Source organism: Streptomyces sp. NPDC016851 (genome assembly GCF_055562795.1).
On record NZ_JBVHEP010000002.1, the window covers coordinates 281,009 to 306,561 of the forward strand.

The 25,553-nt window shown below is 69.8% G+C and carries 24 protein-coding genes and 1 riboswitch; of the genes, 11 read left to right on the plus strand and 13 right to left on the minus strand.

The features are described from left to right. Nucleotides 1-186 precede the first annotated feature (186 nt). Complete coding sequence (locus ACZ3I3_RS03995) at nucleotides 187-1,536, minus strand: NYN domain-containing protein (protein ID WP_467362319.1); 1,350 nt, start codon at nucleotides 1,534-1,536, stop codon at nucleotides 187-189. Nucleotides 1,537-1,573: 37 nt separating this feature from the next. Next, the gene (locus ACZ3I3_RS04000; RefSeq protein WP_020272953.1) at nucleotides 1,574-1,813 is read right to left on the minus strand and encodes a hypothetical protein; all 240 of its coding nucleotides are present in this window, start codon (nucleotides 1,811-1,813) and stop codon (nucleotides 1,574-1,576) included. 159 nt (nucleotides 1,814-1,972) lie between these two features. On the opposite strand from ACZ3I3_RS04000, the gene ACZ3I3_RS04005 reads away from it, so the two are divergent. From ACZ3I3_RS04005 to ACZ3I3_RS04035, 7 genes are all read left to right on the plus strand, one after another. After that, nucleotides 1,973-2,725, plus strand: a complete 753-nt coding sequence (locus ACZ3I3_RS04005; protein ID WP_467362321.1) for a rhomboid family intramembrane serine protease — start codon at nucleotides 1,973-1,975, stop codon at nucleotides 2,723-2,725. Then, nucleotides 2,722-3,003 carry an Lrp/AsnC family transcriptional regulator gene (locus ACZ3I3_RS04010; protein ID WP_010048935.1) on the plus strand — a complete coding sequence of 94 codons (282 nt, stop codon included), beginning with the start codon at nucleotides 2,722-2,724 and terminating at the stop codon, nucleotides 3,001-3,003. Before ACZ3I3_RS04005 ends, ACZ3I3_RS04010 begins: the two co-directional genes overlap by 4 nt. Nucleotides 3,004-3,093: 90 nt before the next feature. After that, nucleotides 3,094-3,435, plus strand: coding sequence for a small secreted hydrophilic protein (locus tag ACZ3I3_RS04015; RefSeq protein WP_467362323.1), 342 nt, complete (start codon nucleotides 3,094-3,096; stop codon nucleotides 3,433-3,435). Continuing rightward, complete coding sequence (locus ACZ3I3_RS04020; RefSeq protein WP_467362325.1) at nucleotides 3,368-4,876, plus strand: sensor histidine kinase; 1,509 nt, start codon at nucleotides 3,368-3,370, stop codon at nucleotides 4,874-4,876. The genes ACZ3I3_RS04015 and ACZ3I3_RS04020 overlap by 68 nt, the downstream gene beginning before the upstream one ends. Then, nucleotides 4,873-5,538, plus strand: coding sequence for a response regulator transcription factor (locus tag ACZ3I3_RS04025; protein ID WP_279542168.1), 666 nt, complete (start codon nucleotides 4,873-4,875; stop codon nucleotides 5,536-5,538). Before ACZ3I3_RS04020 ends, ACZ3I3_RS04025 begins: the two co-directional genes overlap by 4 nt. A gap of 57 nt (nucleotides 5,539-5,595) precedes the next feature. Continuing rightward, nucleotides 5,596-7,011: an SLC13 family permease gene (locus tag ACZ3I3_RS04030; RefSeq protein WP_467362328.1), complete on the plus strand. Its 1,416-nt coding sequence runs from the start codon at nucleotides 5,596-5,598 to the stop codon at nucleotides 7,009-7,011. Between the two features lie 9 nt (nucleotides 7,012-7,020). After that, a complete protein-coding gene (locus ACZ3I3_RS04035) occupies nucleotides 7,021-8,229 on the plus strand; it encodes a glycerate kinase family protein (RefSeq protein WP_467362330.1) in 1,209 nt (402 codons plus the stop codon). On the opposite strand, the gene ACZ3I3_RS04040 is transcribed toward ACZ3I3_RS04035, so the two are convergent. The 6 genes from ACZ3I3_RS04040 to ctaE all read right to left on the minus strand — a co-directional run bounded on the left by ACZ3I3_RS04040 (nucleotide 8,184) and on the right by ctaE (nucleotide 15,273). Then, nucleotides 8,184-9,551: an aminotransferase class V-fold PLP-dependent enzyme gene (locus tag ACZ3I3_RS04040; protein WP_467362331.1), complete on the minus strand. Its 1,368-nt coding sequence runs from the start codon at nucleotides 9,549-9,551 to the stop codon at nucleotides 8,184-8,186. The genes ACZ3I3_RS04035 and ACZ3I3_RS04040 overlap by 46 nt on opposite strands. A gap of 130 nt (nucleotides 9,552-9,681) precedes the next feature. Next, nucleotides 9,682-9,798, minus strand: a riboswitch (SAM riboswitch). 67 nt (nucleotides 9,799-9,865) lie between these two features. Then, entirely contained in the window at nucleotides 9,866-10,930 is a 1,065-nt protein-coding gene (trpD, locus tag ACZ3I3_RS04045) for an anthranilate phosphoribosyltransferase (RefSeq protein ID WP_467362333.1), read from the minus strand. Nucleotides 10,931-11,067: 137 nt separating this feature from the next. Then, nucleotides 11,068-12,690, minus strand: a complete 1,623-nt coding sequence (gene qcrB / locus ACZ3I3_RS04050; protein WP_467362335.1) for a cytochrome bc1 complex cytochrome b subunit — start codon at nucleotides 12,688-12,690, stop codon at nucleotides 11,068-11,070. Next, nucleotides 12,687-13,766, minus strand: coding sequence for a cytochrome bc1 complex Rieske iron-sulfur subunit (qcrA, locus tag ACZ3I3_RS04055; protein WP_467362337.1), 1,080 nt, complete (start codon nucleotides 13,764-13,766; stop codon nucleotides 12,687-12,689). The genes qcrB and qcrA overlap by 4 nt, the downstream gene beginning before the upstream one ends. Next, complete coding sequence (gene qcrC, locus ACZ3I3_RS04060) at nucleotides 13,763-14,575, minus strand: cytochrome bc1 complex diheme cytochrome c subunit (protein WP_356929772.1); 813 nt, start codon at nucleotides 14,573-14,575, stop codon at nucleotides 13,763-13,765. Before qcrC ends, qcrA begins: the two co-directional genes overlap by 4 nt. Before the next feature lie 77 nt (nucleotides 14,576-14,652). Next, nucleotides 14,653-15,273 (minus strand): aa3-type cytochrome oxidase subunit III, encoded by a 621-nt coding sequence (gene ctaE / locus ACZ3I3_RS04065; protein WP_033312739.1) that lies wholly within the window; start codon nucleotides 15,271-15,273, stop codon nucleotides 14,653-14,655. 145 nt (nucleotides 15,274-15,418) lie between these two features. On the opposite strand from ctaE, the gene ACZ3I3_RS04070 reads away from it, so the two are divergent. Beyond that, the gene (locus ACZ3I3_RS04070) at nucleotides 15,419-15,820 is read left to right on the plus strand and encodes a response regulator (protein WP_467362339.1); all 402 of its coding nucleotides are present in this window, start codon (nucleotides 15,419-15,421) and stop codon (nucleotides 15,818-15,820) included. A 79-nt stretch (nucleotides 15,821-15,899) separates the two neighbouring features. Here the strand turns inward: ACZ3I3_RS04070 and ACZ3I3_RS04075 are convergent, their stop codons facing one another. From ACZ3I3_RS04075 to ctaC, 4 genes are all read right to left on the minus strand, one after another. Continuing rightward, nucleotides 15,900-17,156, minus strand: a complete 1,257-nt coding sequence (locus tag ACZ3I3_RS04075) for a L,D-transpeptidase (protein ID WP_467362341.1) — start codon at nucleotides 17,154-17,156, stop codon at nucleotides 15,900-15,902. 130 nt (nucleotides 17,157-17,286) lie between these two features. Continuing rightward, nucleotides 17,287-17,685 carry a cytochrome c oxidase subunit 4 gene (locus ACZ3I3_RS04080; protein ID WP_356929770.1) on the minus strand — a complete coding sequence of 133 codons (399 nt, stop codon included), beginning with the start codon at nucleotides 17,683-17,685 and terminating at the stop codon, nucleotides 17,287-17,289. Then, nucleotides 17,682-19,418, minus strand: coding sequence for an aa3-type cytochrome oxidase subunit I (gene ctaD / locus ACZ3I3_RS04085; protein ID WP_467362344.1), 1,737 nt, complete (start codon nucleotides 19,416-19,418; stop codon nucleotides 17,682-17,684). The genes ACZ3I3_RS04080 and ctaD overlap by 4 nt, the downstream gene beginning before the upstream one ends. Then, entirely contained in the window at nucleotides 19,415-20,380 is a 966-nt protein-coding gene (gene ctaC / locus ACZ3I3_RS04090) for an aa3-type cytochrome oxidase subunit II (protein ID WP_359201219.1), read from the minus strand. The genes ctaD and ctaC overlap by 4 nt, the downstream gene beginning before the upstream one ends. A 265-nt stretch (nucleotides 20,381-20,645) precedes the next feature. Between ctaC and ACZ3I3_RS04095 the strand changes: the two genes are divergently transcribed. Further along, a complete protein-coding gene (locus ACZ3I3_RS04095; protein ID WP_467362346.1) occupies nucleotides 20,646-22,025 on the plus strand; it encodes an aminotransferase class V-fold PLP-dependent enzyme in 1,380 nt (459 codons plus the stop codon). 65 nt (nucleotides 22,026-22,090) lie between these two features. On the opposite strand, the gene ACZ3I3_RS04100 is transcribed toward ACZ3I3_RS04095, so the two are convergent. Then, nucleotides 22,091-23,065 (minus strand): carbohydrate kinase family protein, encoded by a 975-nt coding sequence (locus ACZ3I3_RS04100; protein WP_467362348.1) that lies wholly within the window; start codon nucleotides 23,063-23,065, stop codon nucleotides 22,091-22,093. 132 nt (nucleotides 23,066-23,197) lie between these two features. Here ACZ3I3_RS04100 and ACZ3I3_RS04105 point away from each other — a divergent pair, with 132 nt between their 5' ends. Further along, the gene (locus ACZ3I3_RS04105) at nucleotides 23,198-23,407 is read left to right on the plus strand and encodes a hypothetical protein (protein ID WP_467362350.1); all 210 of its coding nucleotides are present in this window, start codon (nucleotides 23,198-23,200) and stop codon (nucleotides 23,405-23,407) included. Nucleotides 23,408-23,553: 146 nt separating this feature from the next. Continuing rightward, nucleotides 23,554-25,500: a hypothetical protein gene (locus ACZ3I3_RS04110; RefSeq protein ID WP_467362352.1), complete on the plus strand. Its 1,947-nt coding sequence runs from the start codon at nucleotides 23,554-23,556 to the stop codon at nucleotides 25,498-25,500. Nucleotides 25,501-25,553: the final 53 nt, after the last annotated feature.

Here is a 25,553-nt window from a genome sequence, read left to right on the forward strand (position 1 = left end):
AGGTTCGGGGCCTGACCCTAGTGACCTTCCTGTGATCAGTTCAAATCCTCAGCTGAAAAATCACGTCACAGTGAGCCATCTTTTCATCTTGACTCACAGGCGGTGAGCCCCATTTGACGCGCTGTGGCACACATGCGCCATCAATTCAGGCATCGGGCCCGTAAGTTACAGATGGCGCAAAGGCCTCTAGGATCGCGAAAGGCGCTTCAGCAGCATCGCCGAGGCCACCGGGCGGGCGCCCGCGCGGGCCACGCCGTCGGCGACCTCGCGGTCGGTGGAGGCGACGATGACCGGCCGGCCCGGCGGTTCGGCGCGCACCAGCTGGCGGATCAGCTCGTCGGCGGTGACGCCCGGCTTCGAGAACAGCACCCGGACCCCGCGCGGCGGCGCGAGCAGGACCGGCGCGGCCAGTTCGGCCCCGTCGAAGACACACGTCACCTCGGCGCCGCTCTGCGCCGCCAGCTGCGAGAGCTGCCCCAGCAGCCTCAGACGCTGCTTCTCCAGCGGCATCTGCGGATAACCCGTCTTGGTGACGTTGTAGCCGTCGACGACCAGATGGGCCTGCGGCAGCGCCAGCAGCTGGTCGAGGACCTGCGGGTCGTCCTCGGACAGGGCGCGGGCGGCGATGTCCTTCGGGCTCATCCTGCCCGGCTCGACGGCGTCCACGGTCTCGGCGGGCCGCACCGACACCGGCGGCAGGGCCAGTTCGCGCCGGAGCCCCTGAGTGGCGTCCAGCAGGGTGTCCAGCAGCAGCCGCACCCGCATGTCCTCGACGCTGCGGCCCTCGCGCGCGGCCCGGCGCGTGGCCTCCAGGGCGGCCTCGGCCTCCCCCAGCCGGGCCTTGAGCCGCCGGCTCTCGCTCTCGGCGGCGGACACCTGGGCGTGCCCCTCTGCGCGGACGGCCTCGATCTCGCCGTGCGCCTTGCGCAGGGCGGCCTCGCCGCGCTTGACGTCGCTGAGGGCGGCGCGCAGCTTGCGGTGCAGCGACTCGGCTTCCTTCTTGGCCGAATCCAGCTCCGTGCGCAGCCGCTCCGTCTCGGCCCTGGTGTGGTCACGGGCCCGGGCGAGCTCGGTGCGCAGCCGCTCCAGCTCGGCCCGGTTCTCCTCGTCGGCCCGCTCGGCGTCGGCCCGCTGGGCCTCCTCGCCGGCGGCGGTCACCAGCTTCACCCAGCCGAGGGGCCGCAGTACGTAGGCCGCGGCCGCCACGTCGAGCGGGTCCGCGGCCGGGGGCGGGGAGCCTGAGTCGAGGGCGCCGGTCAGTTCCGGCTGGGCTTCTCTGAGCTTCTCCCCGATGCGCTGCCGGAACAGCGGGTCGGTCTCCAGCGCCGCGGCCATGGCGTTGCCGGCGAACTTGGCCCGGCGGTTCGGGGCGAACCGGGCGTACTGCCTGAGCTGCGCGGGCAGCTCGCCGACCGTCAGCGAGCCGAAGCCGTCGGAGACGATCTGGACGACCCTGCGGCGCACGCCGTCGGGCAGCGGACGGTCGAGCACCTCGGCGGCGCCGTCGCCCGGCCCCCCGCCTGTGGTCTCCACCATCCGTCACACCCCAATGCCTGTGCGGGGCCAGCTCCCCTCAGGAGCCGGCACCCGGCCTGTCCACGAGTTCCACCTGGTCCACCGCGTTGCACCAGCGGCAGCGCACCGACTCGATGGTCTCACTGAGCACCTCGCGCTCCTCGACCTTCGGCTCTCCGGCCAGGTCGAGGTGGACGTACTCGACGACCTTCGACGAGCGGGTCACGTCGAACCTCGTGAGGTTGCCGCAGAGGGCGCAGCGCCACCGCGTCGAGGCGGTCGGCAGGGGAACCGTCATCGTGGCCTGTTCTCTTTCCTTCTAGTGTCCGTGACGCCACCGGCATCCCCGGTGCGTGTGGCTCGTAACCCTACGGCCTGGCGGGTCCTCGCCGCCCACGCGTCCACGGCGGCGAGGCGGTCTGTGCGGTTGCGTCCGGTTACGTCATGCTCTGTAGCCATGATCAGCAAGTGGAGTGCGTCGATCGTCCGGGCCGGCAGATCGGTCCGGGGGTCGTCGGCGCCGGTGACGTACGCACTGATCGCCCTGTGCTGCGCGGTCTTCCTGGTCGGCCCCGCCTCGGGGCTCGGTCCGGCGTACGGCACGGGCGACGAGCTGCTCGCCGCGCAGCGGGCCTATTTCCGGCGCTGGGGCGTGATCCCCGCAGAACTGTTCGAGGGGTCCGCCGGATCGGCCCTCACCCCCGCGACGGCCCTCTTCGTCCACGGCAGCTGGGTGCACCTGCTCGGCAACATGCTCTTCCTCTACGTCTTCGGGGCGATGACCGAGGAACGGATGGGACGGGTGCAGTTCACCCTGTTCTACGTCGGCTGCGGCTATCTGGCCCTGCTGGGCTACGCCGCCGTCAACGCGGACTCCGAGCAGTCCCTGGTCGGGGCCTCGGGGGCGATCTCGGCGGTCCTCGGCGCGTTCCTCTACCTGTTCCCCCGGGCCCGGGTGACCAGTCTCCTGCCATTCCTCTTCTTCCTGCCGGTGCGCTTCCCGGCCTGGATCGTGCTGCCGTTCTGGGCGGCGCTGCAGTGGCTGGGGGCGGGGCGGGCCTCGGACGGGCCGGGCGTGGCCTACCTCGCCCACCTGGTCGGCTTCGGCCTGGGCTTCGGCTACGCCTCGGTCCGCTACGGCCGTCCCACCAGCCCTACTAGAGTGAAGGCCGCCCCAGCTCCGGCCCCCGAGGGAGAGAACCAGCCGTGATCACCGCGATCGTCCTCATCAAGACCAGCGTGGACCGGATCCCCGAGATCGCGGAGTCGATCGCCGCGCTGGACAACGTCAGCGAGGTCTTCTCCGTCACCGGCACCTACGACCTGATCGCGATGGTCCGGGTGAAGGACCACGAGGACCTGGCGGAGGTCATTCCGGGCCGGATCAGCAAGATCCCCGGCGTGGAGGGCACGGACACGCACGTGGCGTTCCGTACGTACTCGCAGCACGACCTGGAGGCGGCGTTCTCGATCGGCCTGGACAACTGAGGACCGCTCCCGGATGAGGAGCTCCCGGATGAAGAGTTCTTCATCCGGCCCTCATCCTTCTCACCGTGTTCCCGGCCGATGATCGGGCACATGGCTTTCACTCGTCGTATGGCGGCCCTGTCCGCCGTCGTTCTGATCCCGCTGGGTATCGCCGCGACCAGTTTCGCGCTCTCGGACCGCCCGGAGTCTCCGAAGGTCCCCTCAAAGGTGGTGCTGGACAGCGACTCACCCACCCCCACGCCCACACCCACACCCACACCCACACCCACGCCGACACCCACCACCAAGCCCACACCCGATCCTTCTCCGGACGACGAGGTCGTGCCGCGGCAGCCGGTGACCGACAGCCCCACGATGGATGACGATGACGACGACCACGGTCAGGGCGCCGGAGACGACGGGCCCGACGACGGACGCGACGACGCCAACTGACCCGGCCCGCCGGCGGATCACCGCCCGGGTCCGCATCCTGCTGTGGTTGCTGCTCGTCATGGCGGTGGCGCTGATCGAGGTGACCACGACCACCCGCTCGTTCCTGATGCGGGACGTCGACAGCCGGATCAACCGTCTGCTCACCCAGGAGGCCGACGAGTTCGCCGGCTTCGAGGAGCGGGGCAGGGACCCCGAGACGAACCGTCCGTTCACCACCGCGCCCCGCCTGCTGACGGTCTTCCTCCAGCAGCAGAACCCCGACGCCGACGAGGAACTGATCGGTCTGGTCCGCGGGCCGGACGGTGACCTGGGCCAGATCCGGCAGCAGGGCGCCATCAGCGCGGGGCTGCCCCTCCACCAGGACGCCGACGCCAGACGCCGCATCTTCGACTCGCCGGAGTCCTCCGGCACGGTGCGGCGGCCGCAGGGCGAGATCCGGTGGGCCAAGGTCCCGGTGGCCCGGGCGGGTGCGGAGCCGGACGCCGCGTTCGTCGTGGCCATCCACCCGGAGCCCGAGCAACAGCGGGTGAACAACGTGTTCCGCACCCTGCTGATCATCTCCGGCGTCGCCCTGCTGCTCACCACCGGCATCGCCTGGGTGGTCGCCGGACGCATCCTCAGGCCGGTGCGGCTCGTGCGCACCGCGGCTGCGGAGATCACCGAGCAGGACCTCACCCGCAGGATCCCGGTGCACGGCAACGACGACATAGCGGCTCTCGCGGAGACCTTCAACGGCATGCTCGACCGTCTGGACCGGGCCTTCGCCGCGCAGCGCGAGTTCGTCGACGACGCGGGCCACGAGCTGCGCACCCCGATCACCATCGTGCGGGGTCATCTGGAGGTCATGGGCGACGACCCGGCCGAACGCGAGGAGACGGTCCGGCTGGTCACCGACGAACTCGACCGGATGAGCCGCATCGTCGAGGACCTGCTGGTCCTGGCCAAGACCGAACGTCCCGACTTCGTCGTCCCCGAGCCGGCTCAGGTGGCCGAACTCACCGCCGACGTCTTCGTCAAGGCCCGCACCCTGGGCGAGCGCGACTGGCGGCTGGCCGAGGTCGCCGACGTGGAGGCCGAACTGGACTTCCAGCGGATCACCCAGGCCATGGTGCAACTCGCGCAGAACGCCGTGCAGCACACCACGCCCGGCCAGACCGTCCGCATCGGCTCCCGGACGGCCGGCCCGCACATCGAGCTGTACGTCGCCGACTCGGGCACCGGTGTCCAGCCGCAGGACGCCGAGGTCATCTTCGAACGCTTCCGGCGAGGCACCGCCCGGCGAGGCGCACGCGGCTCCGGCGCCGGACTCGGGCTGGCCATCGTCAAGGCCATCGCCGAAGGGCACCACGGCCACGTCCGGCTGTCCGACACCCCCGGCGGCGGCGCCACCTTCACCCTCGTTCTGCACGCGTCACAGGCACCGGAAGGCGATCACACGTGAACCGCATCCTCATCGTCGAGGACGAGGAGCGCATCGCCTCCTTCGTCGAGAAGGGCCTGCGCTCGAACGGATTCACCACGACCGTCGTCACCGACGGCGACGCCGGCTACGAGTACGCCCTGACCGGCGGCTTCGACCTCGTCGTCCTGGACATCAACCTGCCCGGCCGCGACGGCTTCACGATCCTGCGCGAACTGCGCGAGGCACGGGTGACCACCCCCGTGATCGTGCTGACCGCACGCGACTCCGTACGGGACGCGGTGGCCGGCCTCGAGGGCGGCGCCGACGACTGGATGACCAAGCCGTTCCGCTTCGAGGAACTGCTCGCCCGGGTCCGCCTCAGGCTGCGTACGGCGGCCCGGGCGCCGGAGGTGACCGTGCTCAGAGCCGGTTCGCTGAGCCTGGACCTGCGCACCCGGCGCGCCAGGTCCGGGGAGCGGACCGTCGACCTGACGGCCCGTGAGTTCGTCCTGCTGGAGCTGTTCCTGCGGCACCCCGGGCAGGTGCTGTCCCGCGAGCAGATCCTCTCCCACGTGTGGGGCTACGACTTCGACCCCGGTTCCAACATCGTGGACGTCTATGTCCGCACACTGCGCAAGAAGCTCGGCGCGGAGCGGGTGGAGACCGTGCGCGGGATGGGCTACCGGCTCCCCACCGGGTGAAGTTCCTTTCATGTTCGGCTCATCGACGGCTCACGGCCCGGATGAACCCTCGATGACGTGACATGGAACCTACGAGCTCTCACTGCCCTGTGCGTGGCACTCTCGCTGTGCGCCCTACTGGCCGTCCCGGGGAACTTCCCGGGACTCGGCGGTGACGCCCGCTTCACCCTCGCCGTGTTCGTCCTGGCGACCTGTGCGTGGATCGGAACGTCGATAGACGACACGTACATCGCGCTGGGCGCCGCACTGGCGCTGACGGTGACCGGCGTGATCAGCAACAACACCCTGTTCGGCACTCTCGGCGACGACACCGTGTGGCTGCTGATCTGCGCGTTCGTCCTGGCGGCGGCGGTGTCGCGGACCGGGCTCGCGGGCCGTGCGGCGGTCTTCCTCGTCAGCGGAGCCCGCACCGTGCGACAGCTCGTGCACCTGACGACGGCGGCCCTGGTCGTCACGGCCTTCGCGGTGCCGGCCACCTCCGGCCGGGCCGCGCTGGCGCTGCCGGTGTTCCTGGCCCTCGCCAAGGTCCTGGCCGACCGCAAACGACTGGTCGTGATGCTGGCTCTGCTGTTTCCGACCGTGATCCTTCTGTCGGCAGTAGCGACTTTGATCGGTGCCGGCGCGCATCTGATCACCGTGTCGGTGCTGTTCGAGGCGACCGGGCAGCACATCGGCTTCACGGAGTGGCTGCTGCTGGGCCTTCCGCTGGCCGTGGTGTCGTCCCACCTGGCCGCCGAGCTGGTGCTGTTGACGATGACGCGGCGCGAGGACCGGCGCGGGCCCGTTCACATCACCGCCCAGCAGATCCAGGAGCACAGCGAACAGGCGGTCACCGGCCCATGGACGCAGGCCGAGAAGCGCTGCGCCCTGCTGCTCGCCACGGTCGTGCTGCTGTGGTGCAGCGAGCCGCTGCACCACCTGCCGCCCGCGATCGTGGCACTGATCGGCGCGGTCGTGGCCGCCTCGCCCGCACTCGGCACCGTACGCCTGAAGGACGCGCTGAAGACCGTCCCCTGGTCGCTGCTGTTGTTCATGGCGGCGACGATGGCGATGGGCGTCGCGCTCGCCGACTCGGGAGCGGCGAAGTGGCTGGTCTCCGGCCTGCCGACGAACGAGCCCCCGATGGTGTTCCTGGCGATAGTGATCGTCATCAGCACGGCCGCCCACCTGGTCCTCCAGTCCCGCTCCGCCCGCTCCTCCGTCCTGGTCCCGATCGTCGTGGCCGCCTCCGTCGGCGTCGGCGTCAACCCGGTCGCCGCCGCGCTCGCCTCCACCGCCGCCGCCGGCTTCTGCCACACCCTGCCCGCCTCCGCCAAGCCGGTCACGCTGTTCGCGCAGCTTCCCGGCACCCCCACCTACGCCCCGCGCGATCTACTGCGGCTGTCCGCCTTCCTGGCCCCGCTGACCGCCGCGCTCGTCCTGCTCTTCGCCGTCGCGGTCTGGCCGCTGCTCGGCGTCTCCGTCACCCGCTAAGGAGCCCTCATGCTGAACCGTGTCGTCGTAGCCCCCAGTGGTTTCAAGGAGTCCCTGTCCGCGGAGGCCGCCGCCGACGCCATCGCGGCCGGCGTACGCCGGGTCCTGCCCGACGCCGAGCTGGACCTCGTCCCGCTGGTGGACGGCGGCGAGGGCACGGCCCTCGCCCTCGCCGCGGCGACCGGGGGCACGCTCGTCCCCGTACCCGCCACCGGACCGATCGGCGAGACCGTCGGCTCCCACTTCGCCCTGCTGGGCTCCGGGGACACGGCGGTCGTGGAGATGGCGGCGGTCGCGGGCCTCTCCCTGGTCCCGCGCGACCTGCGCGACCCGGGCGCCACCACCACCTACGGCGTCGGCGAACTGATCCGGGCGGCACTCGACTCGGGCGTCCGGCGGATCCTCGTCGGCTGCGGCGACTCGGGCACCTCCGACGGCGGCGCGGGCGCCCTCCAGGCGCTCGGGGCCCGGCTACTGGACGAGGGAGGTCAGGAACTCCCGTTCGGGGGCCGGGAGTTGACGCGGCTGCACCGCATCGACCCCAGGGACCTCGACCCCCGCCTGGCGGAGGTGGAGCTGCTCGTCGCCTGCAACCCGTTCAACGTGCTGTGCGGCGAGCGGGGCGTGGCCCGGGTCTTCGGCCCGCAGAAGGGCGCGACGCCCGAGCAGGTCGAGCAGTTGTCGGCCGGACTGGAGAACTGGGCCTTCGTCCTCACCCGTGACGTCGCCGTGCCGGACACCAACCTGCGGTACGGCCCCGGAACCGGAGCCTCCGGCGGACTGGGCGCCGGCCTCGCCGCCCTCGGCGCCCGTCTCCTCCCCCGCTTCGACGTACTGCTGGACCACCTCGACCTGGACGCCCGGCTGGCCGGCGCCGACCTGGTGATCACCGCCGAGGGCGCCCTGGACCACCAGACGCCGCGCGGCAAGGTCCCCGCCGAGGTGGCCCGCCGGGCCAAGCTCCACGGCCGCCCGGTCCTGGCCCTGGCGGGCACGCTCGGCGAGGGCGCGCACGAGGTGCCGGGTGTGGACGCCTGCCACGGCATCCTGCCCGCCCCGATGGAGCTGGCCGAGGCACTGCTGCGCGCGAGCGAACTGCTCACCGACGCCACGGAACGCGCCCTGCGGATGATCGTCCTCGGCACCCGGCTGCCCCTGACCCTCGAGGCGGTTCAGGCGGAGGTGTCCGGCACGCAACGCCCGTCCTCCGTGCGGTAGTTCCACCGCGCCCCGTCCGTCACGAGCTCCCGCACGGCCCGCACGAACCGCTCCACGTGCTCGTCCGGCGTGCCCGCGCCGAAGCTGACCCGGATGGCGTTGAGGGACTTCTCGCCGGGAACCGACTCCGGCGACCCGCACTCGCCCTGCGTCTGCGGGTCGCTGCCGAGCAGCGTGCGCACCAGCGGGTGGGCGCAGAACAGCCCGTCCCGCACGCCGATGCCGTACTCGGCGGAGAGCGCGGCGGCGAAGTGCGAGCTGTTCCAGCCCTCGACGACGAAGGAGAGCACACCGACGCGCGGCGCGTCGTCCCCGAACAGGGACAGGAACCGCACCTGGGGGACGTCGGCGAGCCCCTCCCGCACCTTGGCGACCAGGTACTGCTCGCGCGCGACGAGCGTGTCGAAGCCGGCCTCCGTCAGCGCCTTGCAGGCGGAGGCGACGGCGTAGGCGCCGATGACGTTGGGCGAGCCCGCCTCGTGACGGGCGGCGCTGTCGTGCCACTCCACGTCCACTCCCCCGTCGGTACGCCGGGTGACCTTGCGGCTGGCGCCGCCGCCCGCGAGGTACGGCTCGGCCTCGCGCAGCCAGTCGGCCCGTCCGGCCAGCACACCGGAGCCGAAGGGCGCGTACAGCTTGTGCCCGGAGAAGGCGACCCAGTCGACGCCGAGGTCGGCGACGGACACGGGGTAGTGCGGGGCCAGCTGGGCGGCGTCGAGCACGATCCGGGCGCCGTGCGCGTGCGCGGCCGCCGCGAGCTCCCGTACGGGCCACAGCTCGCCGGTGACGTTGGAGGCGCCGGTGACGCAGACGAGGACCGGGCCGTAAGGGTCGCGGTCGGCGAGGGCGCGCTCCAGGGTCTCGACGGCCTGGCGGGGGCTGCGCGGGGCGTCGAGGTACGTGACACGGGCGTCGCGCCAGGGCAGCAGGGAGGCGTGGTGCTCGGTCTCGAAGACGAAGACCTGGCAGCCGGCCGGGAGCGCGGCGGCCAGGAGGTTGAGGGAGTCGGTGGTGGACCGGGTGAAGACCACCTGGTCACCGTCCCTGCAGTCGAGGAACTCCGCGACCGTCCGGCGGGCGTTCTCGAACAGGTCGGTCGACAGCTGGGACAGGTACCCGGCACCGCGGTGGACGCTGCCGTAGTACGGCGCGTAGGCGGCGACGTCGTCCCAGACCCGCTGGAGCGCCGGGGCGCTGGCGGCGTAGTCGAGCGCGGCGTAGGTGACCTCGCCACCGGTGACGAGCGGGACGGTGACATCCCGTCCCAGAACGGGCAGCGGGGCACAAACGGACGGGGCGGCGGCAACGGTGGAGACGGACATGGCGGAACTCCCGTGAAGTCAGGTGGAATCCGCCCGCGAGCACATGGCTCAAGCGGGGGGTGAAGGAAAGAGGGTGCGGAGGCGGGGCTCTGCGGCCCTATCGCATTCGCTGGTTCACGAGAGACTCCTCGTCACGCGCTTGCCACAGACCTCGCTGCCTGCGGCCTGGTCTTCACCCGGGGCACCCCGCCACGGACGGAGGGTTGCCGGACAGTCGGCCGGGGCCTCATGACTGTCACTCATGACCTGATCAGGAACGTACGCGAAAAGATCGGCGTCCCGCAACCCGAGTCCGGATCGCGGGACACCCGGCGCTACGCGTTGCTCGCCGCCACCCACCGCTCCAGGGTCCGCTTGGCGGCCCCGGAGTCGATCGATTCGGCCGTCTTGGCCATGCCGGCGCGGATCTGCTCGACGAGTGTCCCCGGGCCGGGTTCGAGGGCCACCAGGGCCGCCGCCGAGTTCAGCAGGACCGCGTCGCGCACGGGGCCCGTCTCGCCGTCCAGCAGGCGGCGGGCGACCTCCGCGTTGTAGGAGGCGTCCGCGCCGCGCAGGGCCTCCACGGGGACGAGTTCGAGGCCCACGTCGCGCGGGTCGAAGGCCTCCTCGGTCACCTTGCCGTCGCGGACGACCCACACTCTGGACGTGGCGGTGGTGGTCAGTTCGTCGAGGCCGTCGTCCCCCCGGAAGACCAGGGACGAGTGGCCGCGCTCGGCGAAGACGCCCGCGACGATCGGTGCCATGCGCGGATCCGCGACGCCGACGGCCTGGGCGCGTACCTTCGCCGGGTTGGTCAGCGGACCGAGGACGTTGAAGATCGTCCGGACGCCCAACTGGCCGCGCGCCGCGCCCGCGTGGCGCATCGCCGGGTGGAACTTCGCCGCGAAGCAGAAGGTGATCCCGGCGTCCTCGGCGACCTGGGCCACCCGGTGCGTCGGCAGTTCCAGATTGACGCCGAGCTTCTCCAGCACGTCCGACGCGCCGGACGCCGACGACGCCGCGCGGTTGCCGTGCTTGACGACCTTCGCGCCCGTGCCGGCGATGACGATCGCCGACATCGTGGAGATGTTGACGGTCTTCGCCCCGTCGCCGCCCGTGCCGACGATGTCGACGGCCGGGCCCGGCACCTCGATCACGTTCGCGTGCTCGTACATCGCGCGGACGAACCCGGCGATCTCCTCGACGGTCTCGCCCTTGGCCCGCAGCGCCACCACGAGTCCGGCGATCTGGGCGTCCGTCGCCTCGCCGCGCATGATCAGGTCCATCGCCCACGCGGTGTCGTCGGCCGTCAGGTTCCTGCCGTCCAGCAGACCGTTCAACAGCAGGGGCCAGGAGCGGCCCGCCGCGGTGTCGCCTCCAGCGGGGGTCACAGCGCTCATAAGCCGCTCCAAGGTCAGGCGTCCCGCAGTACGGAACGAGAGTCTCAACGAGGTCCACCCTATCCAGCCACGGGGCACCGCGAAGGGCCCCGTCCGAACACCGGACGGGGCCCTTCAGTGGCGTGGCGAAGCAGTGATCAGTGGTGGCCGTGGCCGCTCGTGATCTCCCGGTACTCCTCGGCGGTCGGCTTCGGGATCTGGGCTCCCTCGCCGTAGTAGGACTCGCTGAGCTTGGCGCGCAGCTTCTCGGAGCCCTTCACCTTGCGCTCGACACCGTTCTCGTCGACCGTCGGGCCGATCTCGACCGGCTGGTACTGCTCGTGCGCCGTGAGCGTGTACATCTGCTCCTGGCTGAGCGGCTCGTGCACCTCGATGAACTCACCGTGCGGCAGGCGCTTGATGATGCCCGACTCGCGTCCGTGCAGCACCTTCTCCTTGTCGCGGCGCTGGAGGCCGAGACAGATGCGCTTGGTGATGATGAACGCGACGACCGGCCCGGCGAAGAACCCGATCCGGACGAACCAGGTGACCGCGTTGATCGACAGATGGAAGTGCGTGGCGACGATGTCGTTGCCACCGCCGATCAGCATGATCATGTAGCCGGTGACCCACGCGACACCGAAGGCGGTACGCGTCGGGGCGTTGCGCGGCCGGTCCAGGATGTGGTGCTCGCGCTTGTCCCCGGTGACCCACGACTCGATGAACGGGTAGAGGGCGATGATCCCGAGGAACAGGCCGAAGAGGACCAGCGGGATGAACACGCCCAGGACGAGCGTGTGACCCCAGAGGTTGATCTCCCAGCCCGGCATCGCGCGGACCAGGCCCTCGGCGAAGCCCATGTACCAGTCGGGCTGCGCGCCCGTCGACACCTGGTCGGGCCGGTAGGGGCCCAGGACCCAGATGGGGTTGACGGTCGCGACGCCGGCGATGGCCGCGATGACACCGAAGACCAGGAAGAAGAAGCCTCCGGCCTTGGCCGCGTAGACCGGCAGCAGCGGCATGCCGACGACGTTCTTGTTGGTGCGTCCGGCACCCGCGAACTGCGTGTGCTTGTGGTAGAAGACCAGGATCAGGTGGCCGACCACGAGCCCGAGCATGATGCCCGGCAGCAGCAGGATGTGGATCGAGTAGAACCGGGCGACGAAGTCGGTACCCGGGAACTCCCCGCCGAACAGGAACATCGAGATGTACGTGCCGACGATCGGCACGGACAGGATCGCGCCCTGCGTGAAGCGGACACCGGTGCCGGAGAGCAGGTCGTCCGGGAGCGAGTAGCCGGTGAAACCGGTGAACATGCCCAGGACGAACAGCAGGAAGCCGAACAGCCAGTTGATCTCGCGCGGCTTGCGGAAGGCGCCGGTGAAGAAGACGCGCATCATGTGCACGAACATGGCGGCGAGGAAGATGATCGCCGCCCAGTGGTGGATCTGCCGGATGAGCAGACCGCCGCGCACGTCGAAGCTGATGTCCAGCGTGGAGGCGAACGCCTCCGACATCAGCTGCCCCTGGAGCGGGACGTAGCTGCCGTGGTACTCCACCTCGTTCATCGACGGGTGGAAGAACAGCGTCAGGTACACACCCGTCAGGATGATGATGATGAAGCTGTAGAGGCAGATCTCACCCAGCATGAAGGACCAGTGGTCCGGGAAGATCTTGCGCATGTTGGCCTTGGCCAGGGAGTAGATCCCGAGGCGGCCGTCGGCCCAGTCGGCGACCCGCTCACCCGCGGGCGCCTTGCGTCGTTCTTGTGCAGTGCTCATCCGCGCTCCCAGAAAGCAGGGCCGACGGGCTCTTCGAAGTCGCCGCGCGCCTCGAGGTAGCCCTCGTCGTTCACGCCGATGCGGAGCTGCGGCAGGGCGTGACCGGCGGGACCGAAGATCACTCGGGCACCGTCGGAGAGGTCGAAGGTGGACTGGTGGCAGGGGCAGAGCACGTGGTGCGTCTGCTGCTCGTACAGGGAGATCGGGCAACCGACGTGGGTGCAGATCTTCGAGTACGCGACGATGCCCTCGTGCGACCACTCGAGCTCGCGCTTGTCCTTGATGTTCTCCGGCTGGATCCGGACGATCATCAGGGCGGCCTTGGCGATCTCGTTCTGGAACTCGTGGTCGTGCTCCTCCAGGCCCTCGGGCTTGGCGAAGGTCAGCGAACCGACCGCGACGTCCGACGGACGCAGCGGCTCGTTCGTGTTCATGTTGACGAGCAGCTTGCCCTTGGACCACAGCGTGTGACGCAGCTTGTCCTCGGGCAGCGGGCCGAGGTCGCGCAGCAGGACGACACCGGAGAGCGGCACCAGCGTGAGCGCGCCGAACATGGTGTTGCGGATCAGCTTGCGGCGGCCGAGCGCGGATTCCTTGGCGCCCTGCTTGAAGTCCGCGAAGACCTTCTCGCGGACCTCGGGCTCCGCCTCGATCGGGTGCCGCTCGTCGGCGATCTCCACGTCCGACATCAGGGTGCGGGCCCAGTGGACGGCGCCCGCGCCGATGCAGAACAGCGCGATGCCGAGCGTCATGCCCAGCGCGAAGTTCAGCGCGCTGATGTGACCCAGCGGGAAGATGTAGACCGACTTGTCGACCGGGATCGCCACGAACGCGGCGATGAAGGCGATGGTGGCCAGCATCGACACCGTGAACATCAGGGCGACCGAGCGCTCGGACCGCTTGGCGGCCCGCTCGTCGACGTCCTGGATGCGGTGCTCGTGGGGGGGCAGGCCCGGGTCGGCGAACGGGTGCTCGTCCGCGGGGCTCAGCGCCCCGTGCCCGTGCTCGTCATGTCCTGCGGTCTGCTCGGACTGCACGGCAGGCAGGTTCTCTTCTGGAATGTCTTGGCTACTCATGACTTCTTGGCCTTTGCGGTCCGGGCGGCGACCCACACGGCGACGGCGATCAGCCCGCCGAGACCGAAGATCCAGCCGAACAGACCCTCGCTGACCGGCCCGAGGCCGCCGAGCTCGAGACCGCCGGGGCTCTCGGACTTGCTGCTGTTGACCGCGTCCAGGTACGCGATGATGTCCTTCTTGTTCTCCACCGAGAGCGTGGTCTCGGGGAAGGACGGCATGTTCTGCGGGCCGGTCTCCATGGCCTCGTAGATGTGCTTCGGGGAGACACCCTCGAGGTCCGGTGCGTACTTGCCGTGCGTCAGCGCACCGCCCTTGCCGGTGAAGTTGTGGCACTGCGCGCAGTTGGTGCGGAACAGCTCACCGCCCTTGGCGATGTCGGCACCCTGGGGGCCGTACTGCTCCTCGGTCGGGATGGCAGGACCGGCGCCCAGCGAGGCGATGTAGGCCGCGAGCTGGTCGATCTCGGCCTGGCTGTAGATGTTCTTCTTCTTCGGGACCTGGGGGCCCTGGGAGGTGGCGGCCGGCATACGGCCGGTGGCCACCTGGAAGTCGACGGCGGCGGCGCCGACACCCACCAGGCTCGGCCCGTCGGAGGTGCCCTGACCGCCGGTGCCGTGGCAACTGGCGCAGCCGACCGAGTAGAGCTTCTTGCCCTCCTCGATGGTGAGGGACTGGGCGGTTTCGTCGGCCTCAGCCTTGCTCGTGGGTGCGAACACGGCGTACAGCCCCCCGCTGAAGAGCAGCGCGAGGAGTAGGACGACGACCGCCGCCAACGGGTGGCGTCGTCGTGCGGAGAGCTTTTTCACGGATTACCCCGGTGTCAGGATCTTCTGCGTCGGTGCTTCTGGGATGCGTGCCTCGTCGGGCGCGCGCTGCGGTCCCGCTACTTGATCATGTAGATCGTGGCGAAGAGGCCGATCCAGACGACATCGACGAAGTGCCAGTAATAGGACACGACGATCGCGGCGGTCGCCTGCTCGTGGGTGAACCTCCGGGCCGCGTAGGTCCGGCCCAGGACCAGCAGGAAGGCGATGAGACCGCCCGTCACATGCAGGCCGTGGAAGCCGGTGGTCAGGTAGAAGACCGAGCCGTACGGGTCGGAGGACAGGGACAGGCCCGCCTCCTTGACCAGCTCGGTGTACTCGAAGACCTGACCGCCGATGAAGATCGCACCCATCACGAAGGTGACGATGAACCACATCCGCAGCTTCTTCACGTCACCGCGCTCGGCGGCGAAGACGCCGAGCTGGCAGGTGAGCGAGGAGAGCACCAGGATCGTGGTGTTCGTCGCCGAGAACGGGAAGTTGAGATGGGCAGCCATCTCCTTCCAGTGATCGGGACCCGTCACCGATCGCAGGGTGAAGTACATCGCGAAGAGGGCCGCGAAGAACATCAGCTCGGAACTCAGCCAGATGATGGTTCCGACGCTGGTGAGGTTCGGCCTGTTGACCGACGGGTGCGCGTGCCCGGTTTCTACTGTCGTTGCTGTCGCCACGACCGACATTATGTCGGTCGCTTATCCCGCCCTCACTCCGGGGGGTGCCGTTCGGAGTGTCTGAGCCGGTCGTACCGGTGTTGACGTGGTGTTCAAGGGAGTAGCATCCGGCCCAACGGGCCTGTCCTTACGACGCTGACGTCACGGAGGAACAATGCAGCCGACCGCCACGGTGCTGGTCTACAGCGACGACTCCAACACCCGCGAGCAGGTGCGGCTCGCCACGGGACGGCGGCCGGCGCCGGACGTTCCCCTGGTGGAGTTCGTGGAGTGTGCGACTCCTGACGCGGTGGTCAAGGAGCTGGACCGGGGTGGGGTCGACGTCTGTGTGCTGGACGGTGAGGCCGTGCCGATGGGGGGCATGGGGCTGTGCCGGCAGATCAAGGACGAGGTGTTCGACTGCCCGCCGGTGTTGCTGCTCATGGGGCGGCCTCAGGATGCGTGGCTCGCGACCTGGAGTCGCGCTGAATCGGCGGTGACGTTGCCGGTGGATCCGGTGGAGTTCGCCGCGGCCCTGGCTTCCTTGTTGCGGGAGAGGGCGGCTTTGAACGCCTAGGAGCTCGGGACGTCCGGTTGTGTGGCGACCTGCGGGTGCGTGAGGGCTGTTCGCGCAGTTCCCCGCGCCCCTGGGTCAGTCACGCACTCTGCGGTCGCAGGCGGGCTCTGTCGGCTGCTGTCGGGCCCTCCGGGGTGCCGGCTGTCAGGGCGCTGCCTGTGCGCCACTGTTTCCACTCGAGGTTCCAGTCGCCGAAGCCGTTGCCGAAGGGGGCCATCGTGTCGCCGGCGGAGTTTATGACCTTGACGATGTCGCCCTCGCGGACGTTCTCGTAGAACCAGGCGGCGTTCTCGGTGCTCATGCCGGTGCAGCCGTGGCTGACGTTGGCGTAGCCCTGGGAGCCGACGGACCAGGGGGCGGCGTGGACGTACTCGCCGCTGTTGGTGACCCGCACGGAGTGGTGGACGATCAGGTCGTAGAAGTCCGAGGCGCCGATGCTGGCGCTGGTCATCCGGACGGTGCCCTCCTTGGCCAGGACGACCTTGACGCCGTTGCGCGTGTCGTAGCCGGGCATGCCCGTGGTGACCGGGATCTGCCGGACGATCTCGTCGTTCTTGTAGACGGTCATCTGGTGGGCCGCGGCGTCCGTGACGGCTATGACCTTGTCGGCGGTGTTGATCGTCAGCGGCTTGGCCTTGCCGCCCCGCATCCGGTCGCCGATCTTGATGCCGTCCAGGTTGCTGCGGACCTGGACGGTGGCCTGCGCGGGCCAGTAGTCCTTCGGGCGGTAGTGGAGCTTCTTGTCGTCCACCCAGTGCCAGGCGCCTTCCGTCGCGGGCATGGAGGAGACCTTCAGGGCCCGTTCGACGACGGCCCGCTGGGATCTGTCCTTGACCGGCTGGCTCAACTCGGCCGTGATGGGCTGGCCGACGCCGTAGGTGCCCGCCTTGGGGCCGAAGGTGACGTTCAGCCGCTTGTTGGCGGTGGGCTTGCCGGTGTCGAAGGTGAGGACCTTGCGGCCGGGCGCCCCGTCCTCGTCCTCGGTGCTCACCCGGACCGTGTAGCTGGCGTTGGCGGCGAGCGGTGAGGTGCTGTGCCAGCGGCCGCCGTCGGCGGAGAGTTCGCCGGCCACGTAGCGTCCGGACGCGTCGTGGGCCGTGACGTCCGTGATGCGCCCGTCGGAGTCCTCGGCGACCACTTCCAGGGGCTTGTCCGGGTCGGCCTTCTTGCGGCCCTCTGAGGGGGCGTTGAAGGAGATCTGGTCCGCCGCGTCGTAGGGGCGGTGGGAGAGCGGATTGCCGTCCGAGCCGCAGGCGGTGACGCCCGCGCAGAGGGCTATCACCAGCAGCGTGCAGCTGACGACGGTGCGGGGGCGGGAGATCGCTGTGTGGCTCATGGCCTCACGCTAGGAAGCCAAGTCAACTGCGGCACGCCGGGTGACTCGTACGAGTGATACGGATTGCGGCAAAAGCAGGGGCCCGGACGCTCCTTGCGGAGTGTCCGGGCCCTGGAGCGCTCGGCTCGTGTTACTGGGTGCGGTTCTCACCGCGGTAGTACTCGAAGACCCAGCCCCAGACGCCGATCAGGATGATCGGCAGCGAGAAGTACATCAGCCACCAGCCGATCGCGATCGACAGGAAGGCGAGGGCGCCACCGATGGCCAGGGAGAGCGGCTGCCAGCTGTGCGGGCTGAAGAACCCGACCTCGCCGGCGTCGTCCGCGACGTCCGCCTCCTTGTTGTCCTGCGCACCGACGTCGACCCGCTTGGCCGTGAAGCCGAGGTAGAAGCCGATCATGATGCACAGGCCGAAGGCCAGGAAGAGGGCCGTGGTACCGGCCGGCTCCTTCGACCACACGCCATAGACCACAGCCATGGCGAGGACGAAGACGCTCAGCCACATGAACATCTTGCCCTGGATCTTCACTTGCCGGCCTCCTTGCCACCAGCGATGGCCTTCTCGCCGTGACCGACGTTCTCGAGCTGGTCGAGAGCGGCGATCTCGGGGTGGTGCAGGTCGAACGCCGGGGATTCACTGCGGATCCGCGGCATGGTGATGAAGTTGTGCCGCGGCGGCGGGCAGGAGGTCGCCCACTCCAGGGAGCGGCCGTAGCCCCACGGGTCGTCGACGCCGACCGGCTTGCCGTACTTGGCCGTCTTCCAGACGTTGTAGAAGAACGGCAGGAGCGACATGCCGAGCAGGAACGAGCTGATCGTCGAGATCGTGTTCAGCGCGGTGAAGCCGTCGGCCGCGAGGTAGTCCGCGTACCGGCGGGGCATGCCCTCGGCACCCAGCCAGTGCTGGACCAGGAACGTGCCGTGGAAGCCGATGAACAGCGTCCAGAAGGTGATCTTGCCGAGGCGCTCGTCCAGCATCTTGCCGGTCCACTTCGGCCACCAGAAGTGGAAGCCGGAGAACATCGCGAACACGACGGTGCCGAAGACGACGTAGTGGAAGTGCGCCACCACGAAGTACGAGTCGGAGACGTGGAAGTCCATCGGCGGCGAGGCCAGGATGACACCGGTCAGACCACCGAAGGTGAAGGTGATCAGGAAGCCGGTCGCCCAGAGCATCGGCGTCTCGAAGGACAGCGAGCCCTTCCACATGGTGCCGATCCAGTTGAAGAACTTCACACCGGTCGGGACCGCGATCAGGAAGGTCATGAAGGAGAAGAACGGCAGCAGCACACCGCCGGTGACGTACATGTGGTGCGCCCACACCGTCACGGACAGACCCGCGATCGCGATGGTCGCGCCGATCAGACCCGAGTAACCGAACATCGGCTTGCGGGAGAAGACCGGGATGACCTCGGAGATGATCCCGAAGAACGGCAGCGCGATGATGTACACCTCTGGATGGCCGAAGAACCAGAAGAGGTGTTGCCAGAGCAGCGCGCCGCCGTTGGCGGAGTCGAAGATGTGGGCACCGAACTTGCGGTCCGCCTCCAGGGCGAACAGGGCCGCGGCCAGGACCGGGAAGGCCAGCAGGACCAGGACACCGGTCAGCAGCACGTTCCAGGTGAAGATCGGCATGCGGAACATCGTCATGCCGGGCGCGCGCATGCAGATGATCGTGGTGATGAAGTTGACCGAGCCGAGGATGGTGCCGAAGCCGGAGAAGGCCAGACCCATGATCCACATGTCGGCGCCGATGCCCGGGGAGCGGACCGCGTCCGACAACGGGCTGTAGGCGAACCAGCCGAAGTCGGCCGCGCCCTGCGGCGTCAGGAAGCCCCCCACCGCGATGAGCGAGCCGAACAGGTACAGCCAGTAGGCGAACATGTTCAGCCGGGGGAACGCCACGTCCGGCGCGCCGATCTGCAGCGGCATGATCCAGTTCGCGAAGCCCGCGAACAGCGGCGTCGCGAACATCAGCAGCATGATCGTGCCGTGCATCGTGAACGCCTGGTTGAACTGCTCGGTCGACATGATCTGCAGACCGGGCCGGGCGAGCTCGGCGCGCATGAACAGCGCCATCACGCCACCGATGACGAAGAACGCGAACGACGTCACCAGGTACAGCGTGCCGATCGTCTTGTGGTCCGTCGTCGTCAGCCACTTCACCACGACGCTGCCGCGGTTCTGGCGCCTGACCGGCAGCTCGTCCTGGTAGTGGGACCCTGCTGCCGCGGCACCCTGGGGTTCGTTGAGGATGCTCACAGGTTGTTCGTCTCCCGGTTCTTCTCGTGGCTCGTCTGCGCGATGCCGGCAGGAACGTAACCGTTCTGCTGCTTGTCCACGAGGTCCTTGAGGTGCTGCTCGTAGCGCTCGGGGGAGACGACCTTCACGTTGAACAGCATCCGAGAGTGGTCGACGCCGCAGAGCTCGGCGCACTTGCCCAGGAAGGTGCCCTCCTTGTTGGGGGTCACCTCGAAGGCGTTGGTGTGGCCCGGGATGACGTCCTGCTTCATCAGGAACGGCACCACCCAGAAGGAGTGGATGACGTCACGCGAGGTGAGGACGAAGCGGACGGTCTTGCCCTTGGGCAGCCAGAGCGTCGGACCCGGGTTGTTGGTCTGCGGGTTCCGGGTGCCGGGGGTGCCGCAGTCGTAGACGCCGCCGGCGTTCGCCGGGAAGTCCTTCTTGAACCGGTCCGGGATCGCGTCCAGCTCGGGGGACTTCTTGGCGTCACCCGTGGAACCGGCGACCGGCTCGACGTAGTTGAAGCACCAGCTCCACTGGAAGCCGACCACGTTGACCGTGACGTCGGGCTTCTTCTTGAGGCTGAGCAGCTCGGACTCGTCACGGGCGGTGAAGTAGAACAGCACCGAGACGATGATGAGCGGGACCACGGTGTACAGCGCCTCGATGGGCATGTTGTACCGGGTCTGCGGAGGAACCTCGACCTTGGTGCGGCTGCGCCGGTGGAAGAAAGCACTCCACAGGATCAGACCCCACACCAGCACGCCAACGGCGAGCGCAGCCGCCCAGGACCCCTGCCACAGGGAGAGGATCCGCGGAGCCTCTTCCGTGGTCGGGGTGGGCATACCAAGGCGGGGGAAGTCTTCCCAGTTGTACGAGCAACCGGTGGCTGTCGCCAAGACCAGGCCCGCGGTCAGTGCCTGCAGCAGCTTCCGCCGCATCGGGCGCCGCGGCGAGCGGTCGGAGCCGTTGGGACTCACGTAGCGCCTTCCCGAGAGTCTCGCCCGCGCGGATCGGCTGCGGCCTGGCCTTCTCGCTGGTCGGTCGCCGCCCTGCGTCGGGCAGGGGTTTGGATGTTTATGCGGACCAAACCCTAGCCGACGCCCTCCGGGGGTTCTCGGGGAGGGGTGCCTACTGAGTCGGGGTGTTCGCTTGATTGGCGGGTGCGGCATTCGTCGTGGCCGTTCGCGCAGTTCCCCGCGCCCCTGAGGGACGTCTCCCTGGTCGGCGTTCTAGCGTTGGGGTGTGGCCTACTTCGACGCTGCTTCCGCTGCTCCGCTTCATCCGATCGCCCGGCAGGCCCTTCAGGCCTCCCTCGACGAAGGGTGGGCGGATCCCGCGCGTCTGTACAGGGAGGGACGGCGTGCCCGGGTGCTGCTGGACGCGGCGCGGGAGGCCGCTGCCGAGGCGGTGGGCTGCCGGCCGGACGAGCTGATCTTCACGTCGTCCGGAACGCGTGCCGTGCATACGGGGATTGCCGGGGCGCTGGCCGGGCGGCGGCGGGTCGGGCGCCACCTGATCGTGTCAGCAGTCGAACATTCGTCTGTACTGCATTCGGCGGAGCTCCTCGAGGCCACCGGAGGGACCGTCACACAGATCCCGGTGGACCGCTCCGGCCTGGTGGAGCCGTCGGCATACGCGGCCGCCCTGCGCGCGGACACGGCGCTGGCCTGTCTGCAGTCGGGCAATCACGAGGTGGGGACCGAGCAGCCGGTGACCGAGGTGGCCGAGGTGTGCCGGACGGCGGGTGTACCGCTGCTGGTGGACGCGGCGCAGTCGCTGGGATGGGGGCCGGTGGAGGGCGACTGGTCGCTGCTCACGGCCAGCGCCCACAAGTGGGGCGGCCCGTCGGGGGTCGGGCTGCTCGTCGTCCGCAAGGGTGTGCGATTCGCGCCACAAGGGCCGGTGGACGAGCGGGAATCGGGGCGGGCGCCCGGTTTCGAGAACATCCCGGCGATCGTGGCGGCGGCCGCGTCGCTGCGGGCGGTACGGGCCGAGGCCGCCGAGGAGGCCCCGCGGCTGCGGGAGCTGACGGAGCGGATCCGGGTGCGGGTGCCGCAGGCCGTGCCGGACGTCGAGGTGGTCGGCGACCCTGTACGCAGGCTGCCCGGCGTCGTCACCTTCTCCTGCCTCTATGTCGACGGGGAGGCCCTGCTGCACGAGCTGGACCGGGAGGGTTTCTCCGTATCGTCCGGATCGTCCTGCACGAGCAGCACGCTGACGCCGAGCCATGTGCTCCGGGCGATGGGCGTACTCAGTGAGGGGAATGTGCGGGTTTCGCTGCCGGTGGGGACGGCGGAGGAGGAGGTCGAGCGGTTCCTGACCGTCCTCCCCGGGGCCGTGGCGGCGGTGCGGGAGAAGCTGGGGGCGCCGGTCGCCTCCGAGGTCGCCCGCGAGGAGGACGTCCTGGTCGTCGACTCCCTCGGCAAGCGCTGCCCGATTCCGGTGATCGAGCTGGCCAAGGTCATCGGCGACGTGCCGGTGGGCGGCCTGGTCCGGGTGCTGTCGGACGACGAGGCGGCGCGGCTCGACATCCCGGCGTGGTGCGAGATGAGGAACCAGGAGTACGTCGGGGAGGAGCCGGCGGACAAGGGAACGGCGTACCTGATCCGCCGGGTGAGCTGAACGCGCCTTTTTTGGGGGCGCGGGGACTGCGCGACCAGCCCCCACGCGCCCGCAGACGGCGACGGTCAGATCAGGTGCGCCTGAACCTCCGCCGCGGCCTCGTCCCCGTACGCCTTGGTGAACCGCTCCATGAAATGCCCGCGCCGCAACTGGTACTCCTGCGTCCCCACCGTCTCGATGACGAGCGTCGCCAGCATGCAGCCGACCTGGGCGGCACGCTCCAGGGAGACGCCCCACGCGAGGCCCGAGAGGAACCCGGCGCGGAAGGCGTCGCCGACGCCGGTCGGGTCGGCCTTGCGCTCCTCGTCGGGGGTGCCGACCTCGATCGGGTCGTCGCCGGCCCGCTCGATGCGCACGCCCTGCGCGCCGAGGGTGGTCACCCGGTGGCCCACCCTGGACAGGATCTCCGCGTCGGTCCAGCCGGTCTTGGACTCGATGAGGCCCTTCTCGTACTCGTTGGAGAAGAGGTACGTCGCCCCGTCCAGCAGGATGCGGATCTCCTCGCCTTCCATGCGGGCGATCTGCTGGGAGAAGTCGGCGGCGAACGGGATGTTCCGGGAGCGGCACTCCTCGGTGTGGCGGAGCATGGCCTCTGGGTCGTCCGCGCCGATGGAGACCAGGTCGAGACCGCCGACGCGGTCGGCGACGGTCTTCAGCTCGATGAGGCGGGCCTCGCTCATGGCGCCGGCGTAGAAGGAGCCGATCTGGTTGTGATCGGCGTCGGTGGTGCACACGAAGCGGGCGGTGTGCAGCGTGTCGGAGATGTGGACGGACTCGGTGTCGACACCGTGCCGGTCGAGCCAGGCCCGGTAGTCGTCGAAGTCCCCGCCCGCGGCGCCGACCAGGATCGGGCGGGTGCCGAGCTGACCCATTCCGAACGCGATGTTCGCGGCGACGCCGCCGCGGCGTACGTCGAGCTTGTCGACCAGGAACGACAGCGAAACCGTGTGCAGTTGGTCCGCTACGAGCTGGTCGGCGAAGCGGCCGGGAAAGATCATGAGGTGGTCGGTGGCGATGGAGCCGGTGACTGCGATGCGCACGGCGTGGACTCTCCTGTGGGAGGCGGACCTTGACGCTTCACGCTATCGGGTGGACGGGGCCGCTCTGAAGGCATGAAAACTACCCGATAGTAGATCTTTCTCCGTGAGGTCCGGCGTGCCTACGGTGCGGATATGACGAACCTCAAGGTCCAGGTGCCCGTTCCGGTCGATCTCGAAGGCGACCTGGCGTCGCTGCCGGGCGACGGCGCCCGGATGGCACCCCACTGGGCGGCTCCCGACCGGGTCGCCCCCCGGCCGGTCTCCCCGGCCCTGATCCACGGTGTGACCGTCCCCCCGGCGTCGGCGCGGCTGCTCGACGCGATGTCGGACTACGGGGACTGAGCGGCGCGCTGCAGGGAACCGTGCGCTCCCCCGCTGCGTCCCATCGCTGTCCCCCGTAAAGGGGAGGCGGGATACGACCCGACAGCTGCCCGTGTCGGACCGGGCCGGGTCCCATGGGACAGCTGTGCAGCCGAAGGAGCGATGCGGTGAACACCGAGCGACCCGACAACGACGACGACGCCAGGGAAGTGGGCGGCGCCGGATCCGCCGACACCCCGGAGGTCGAGGAGCGGGGTTCGGCGGACACCCCTGAGGCGGCGAAGGCCTCTGAGGCCGCAAAGGCCACTGAGGCCGCAGAGACCGATGAGGCCACTGAAGCCACTGAAGCTTCTGACGCTGCTGAGGCTTCGGAGGCGATCGAGACCGCCGAGGCTTCCGGGACATCAGGTGAGGACGCGTCGGCTTCGGAGCCGGAGCCGACGGACGACGCGCCCACGGCGGCCGAAAAGACGGGCGACGCGCCCGCAGCGGCCGAAGAGACGGACCAGGCGCCCGCGGCGGCCGAAGAGACGGACGAAGACGCGGACCGAGACGGGGACCGTGCCGACGCCGAGGAATCCGGCCCGGCCCCGGAAGCACCCGAGAAAGCGCCCCCCGCCCCCGACGGCGACGTGCCCCGCGACGAGGAGCACCCGGTCCGTCCGGGCAGTGGGCGGTCGCGGACGCCCGCGATCATCGCCTCCGTCGCCGCCGCCGTGCTGCTGATCGGCGGTGGTGGGGCCTGGCTCGCGGCCAACGCCTCGGGCGGCTCCGGTGGCGGTGGCGGTTCGACGCCGGGAGCGCCCGCCGGGGACGGCACTCCCCCGCCGCTCGCACTCGACGGCTACTCGGAATCCACCTCGGGCGGCGGCAACGGCATCGCGCCCGGTGAACCGAACCCCTACGGCGCCACCTACCGGGTGGACGGCCCGCTCCCGGACGGCCCCGAAGAAGCCCCGGTGTACCGGGCGCGGGGCGAGGTCACCAAGGAGGACGTGGCCCGGCTGGCGAAGGCCCTCGGGGTCGAGGGGACTCCGGTGGCGCAGGGCGAGGCCTGGAAGGTCGGGGCCGGTCAGGACGGTTCGGGGCCGAGCCTCCAGGTGAACAGGCAGGCACCCGGCGCCTGGACCTTCAACCGGTACGCCCCCGGCACCGACGACTGCAAGGGCACCGACGCCTGCACCGCTCCGGGCTCCGGCGGCAGCCCGGTGAGCGAGGCGGAGGCCGAGAAGGCCGCGGCGCCGGTGCTGAAGGCGTTGGGTCAGGACGACGCGAAGCTCGACATGAGCCAGGTCATGGGCGCCCAGCGGGTGGTGAACGCCGCTCCCGAGGTCGGCGGACTGCCGACGCACGGCTGGACGACCGGGGTCACGGTCGGCCCGGACGGCGAGGTCGTCGGCGGCAGCGGTCAGCTGAAGACGCCGGTGAAGGGCGACACGTACCCCGTGGTCGGCGCCGAGGAGGCGCTGAAGCTGATGGAGAAGCGGCCGACGGGCGACCACCGCATGGGCATCGGCGGCTGCGCGAGCCCCGTGCCGCTGAAGGACCGGCTGGAGCAGCCCTGCGAGTCGTCGGCGAGCGGCGCTCCCGAGCAGGACGCGGTGACGGTGCGGAACGCGGTGTTCGGGCTGGCCTCGCACTTCGTGGACGGGCGGCAGGCGCTGGTGCCGTCCTGGCTGTTCGAGGTGACGGCGCCGGGCGCGAAGGACCCGTTCACGGTGACGTACCCGGCGGTCGACCCGAAGTATCTGGCCTCCTCGACGCCGAGCGGGCCGAGCGGGCCGAGTGACAAGCCGACCTCTGCTCCCGAGCCGCGTGACGTGAAGGTGGACGGCTACCGGGCCGAGGGCTCTGAGCTGACCGTGACCTTCACGGGCGGGGTGTGCTCCGACTACGACGTGAAGGCGAGCGAGAGCGGGGACGAGGTGAAGGTCACGGTGACCTCGACCCCGTGGCCGGGCAAGGTCTGCATCATGATCGCGAAGCAGTTCCAGAAGACCGTGCAGCTGGACGAGCCGCTCGGTGACCGCGCGGTCGTGGGCTCGGACGGCAAGGGCGTCCCGCTGGCCAAGGAGGGCGCGCGGCTGCCGGCTCCCCCGACGCACACGCGGTAGTACGGCACGGCACAGCGCGAAGGCGGCGGCCCCCTCGCAGGGGGCCGCCGCCT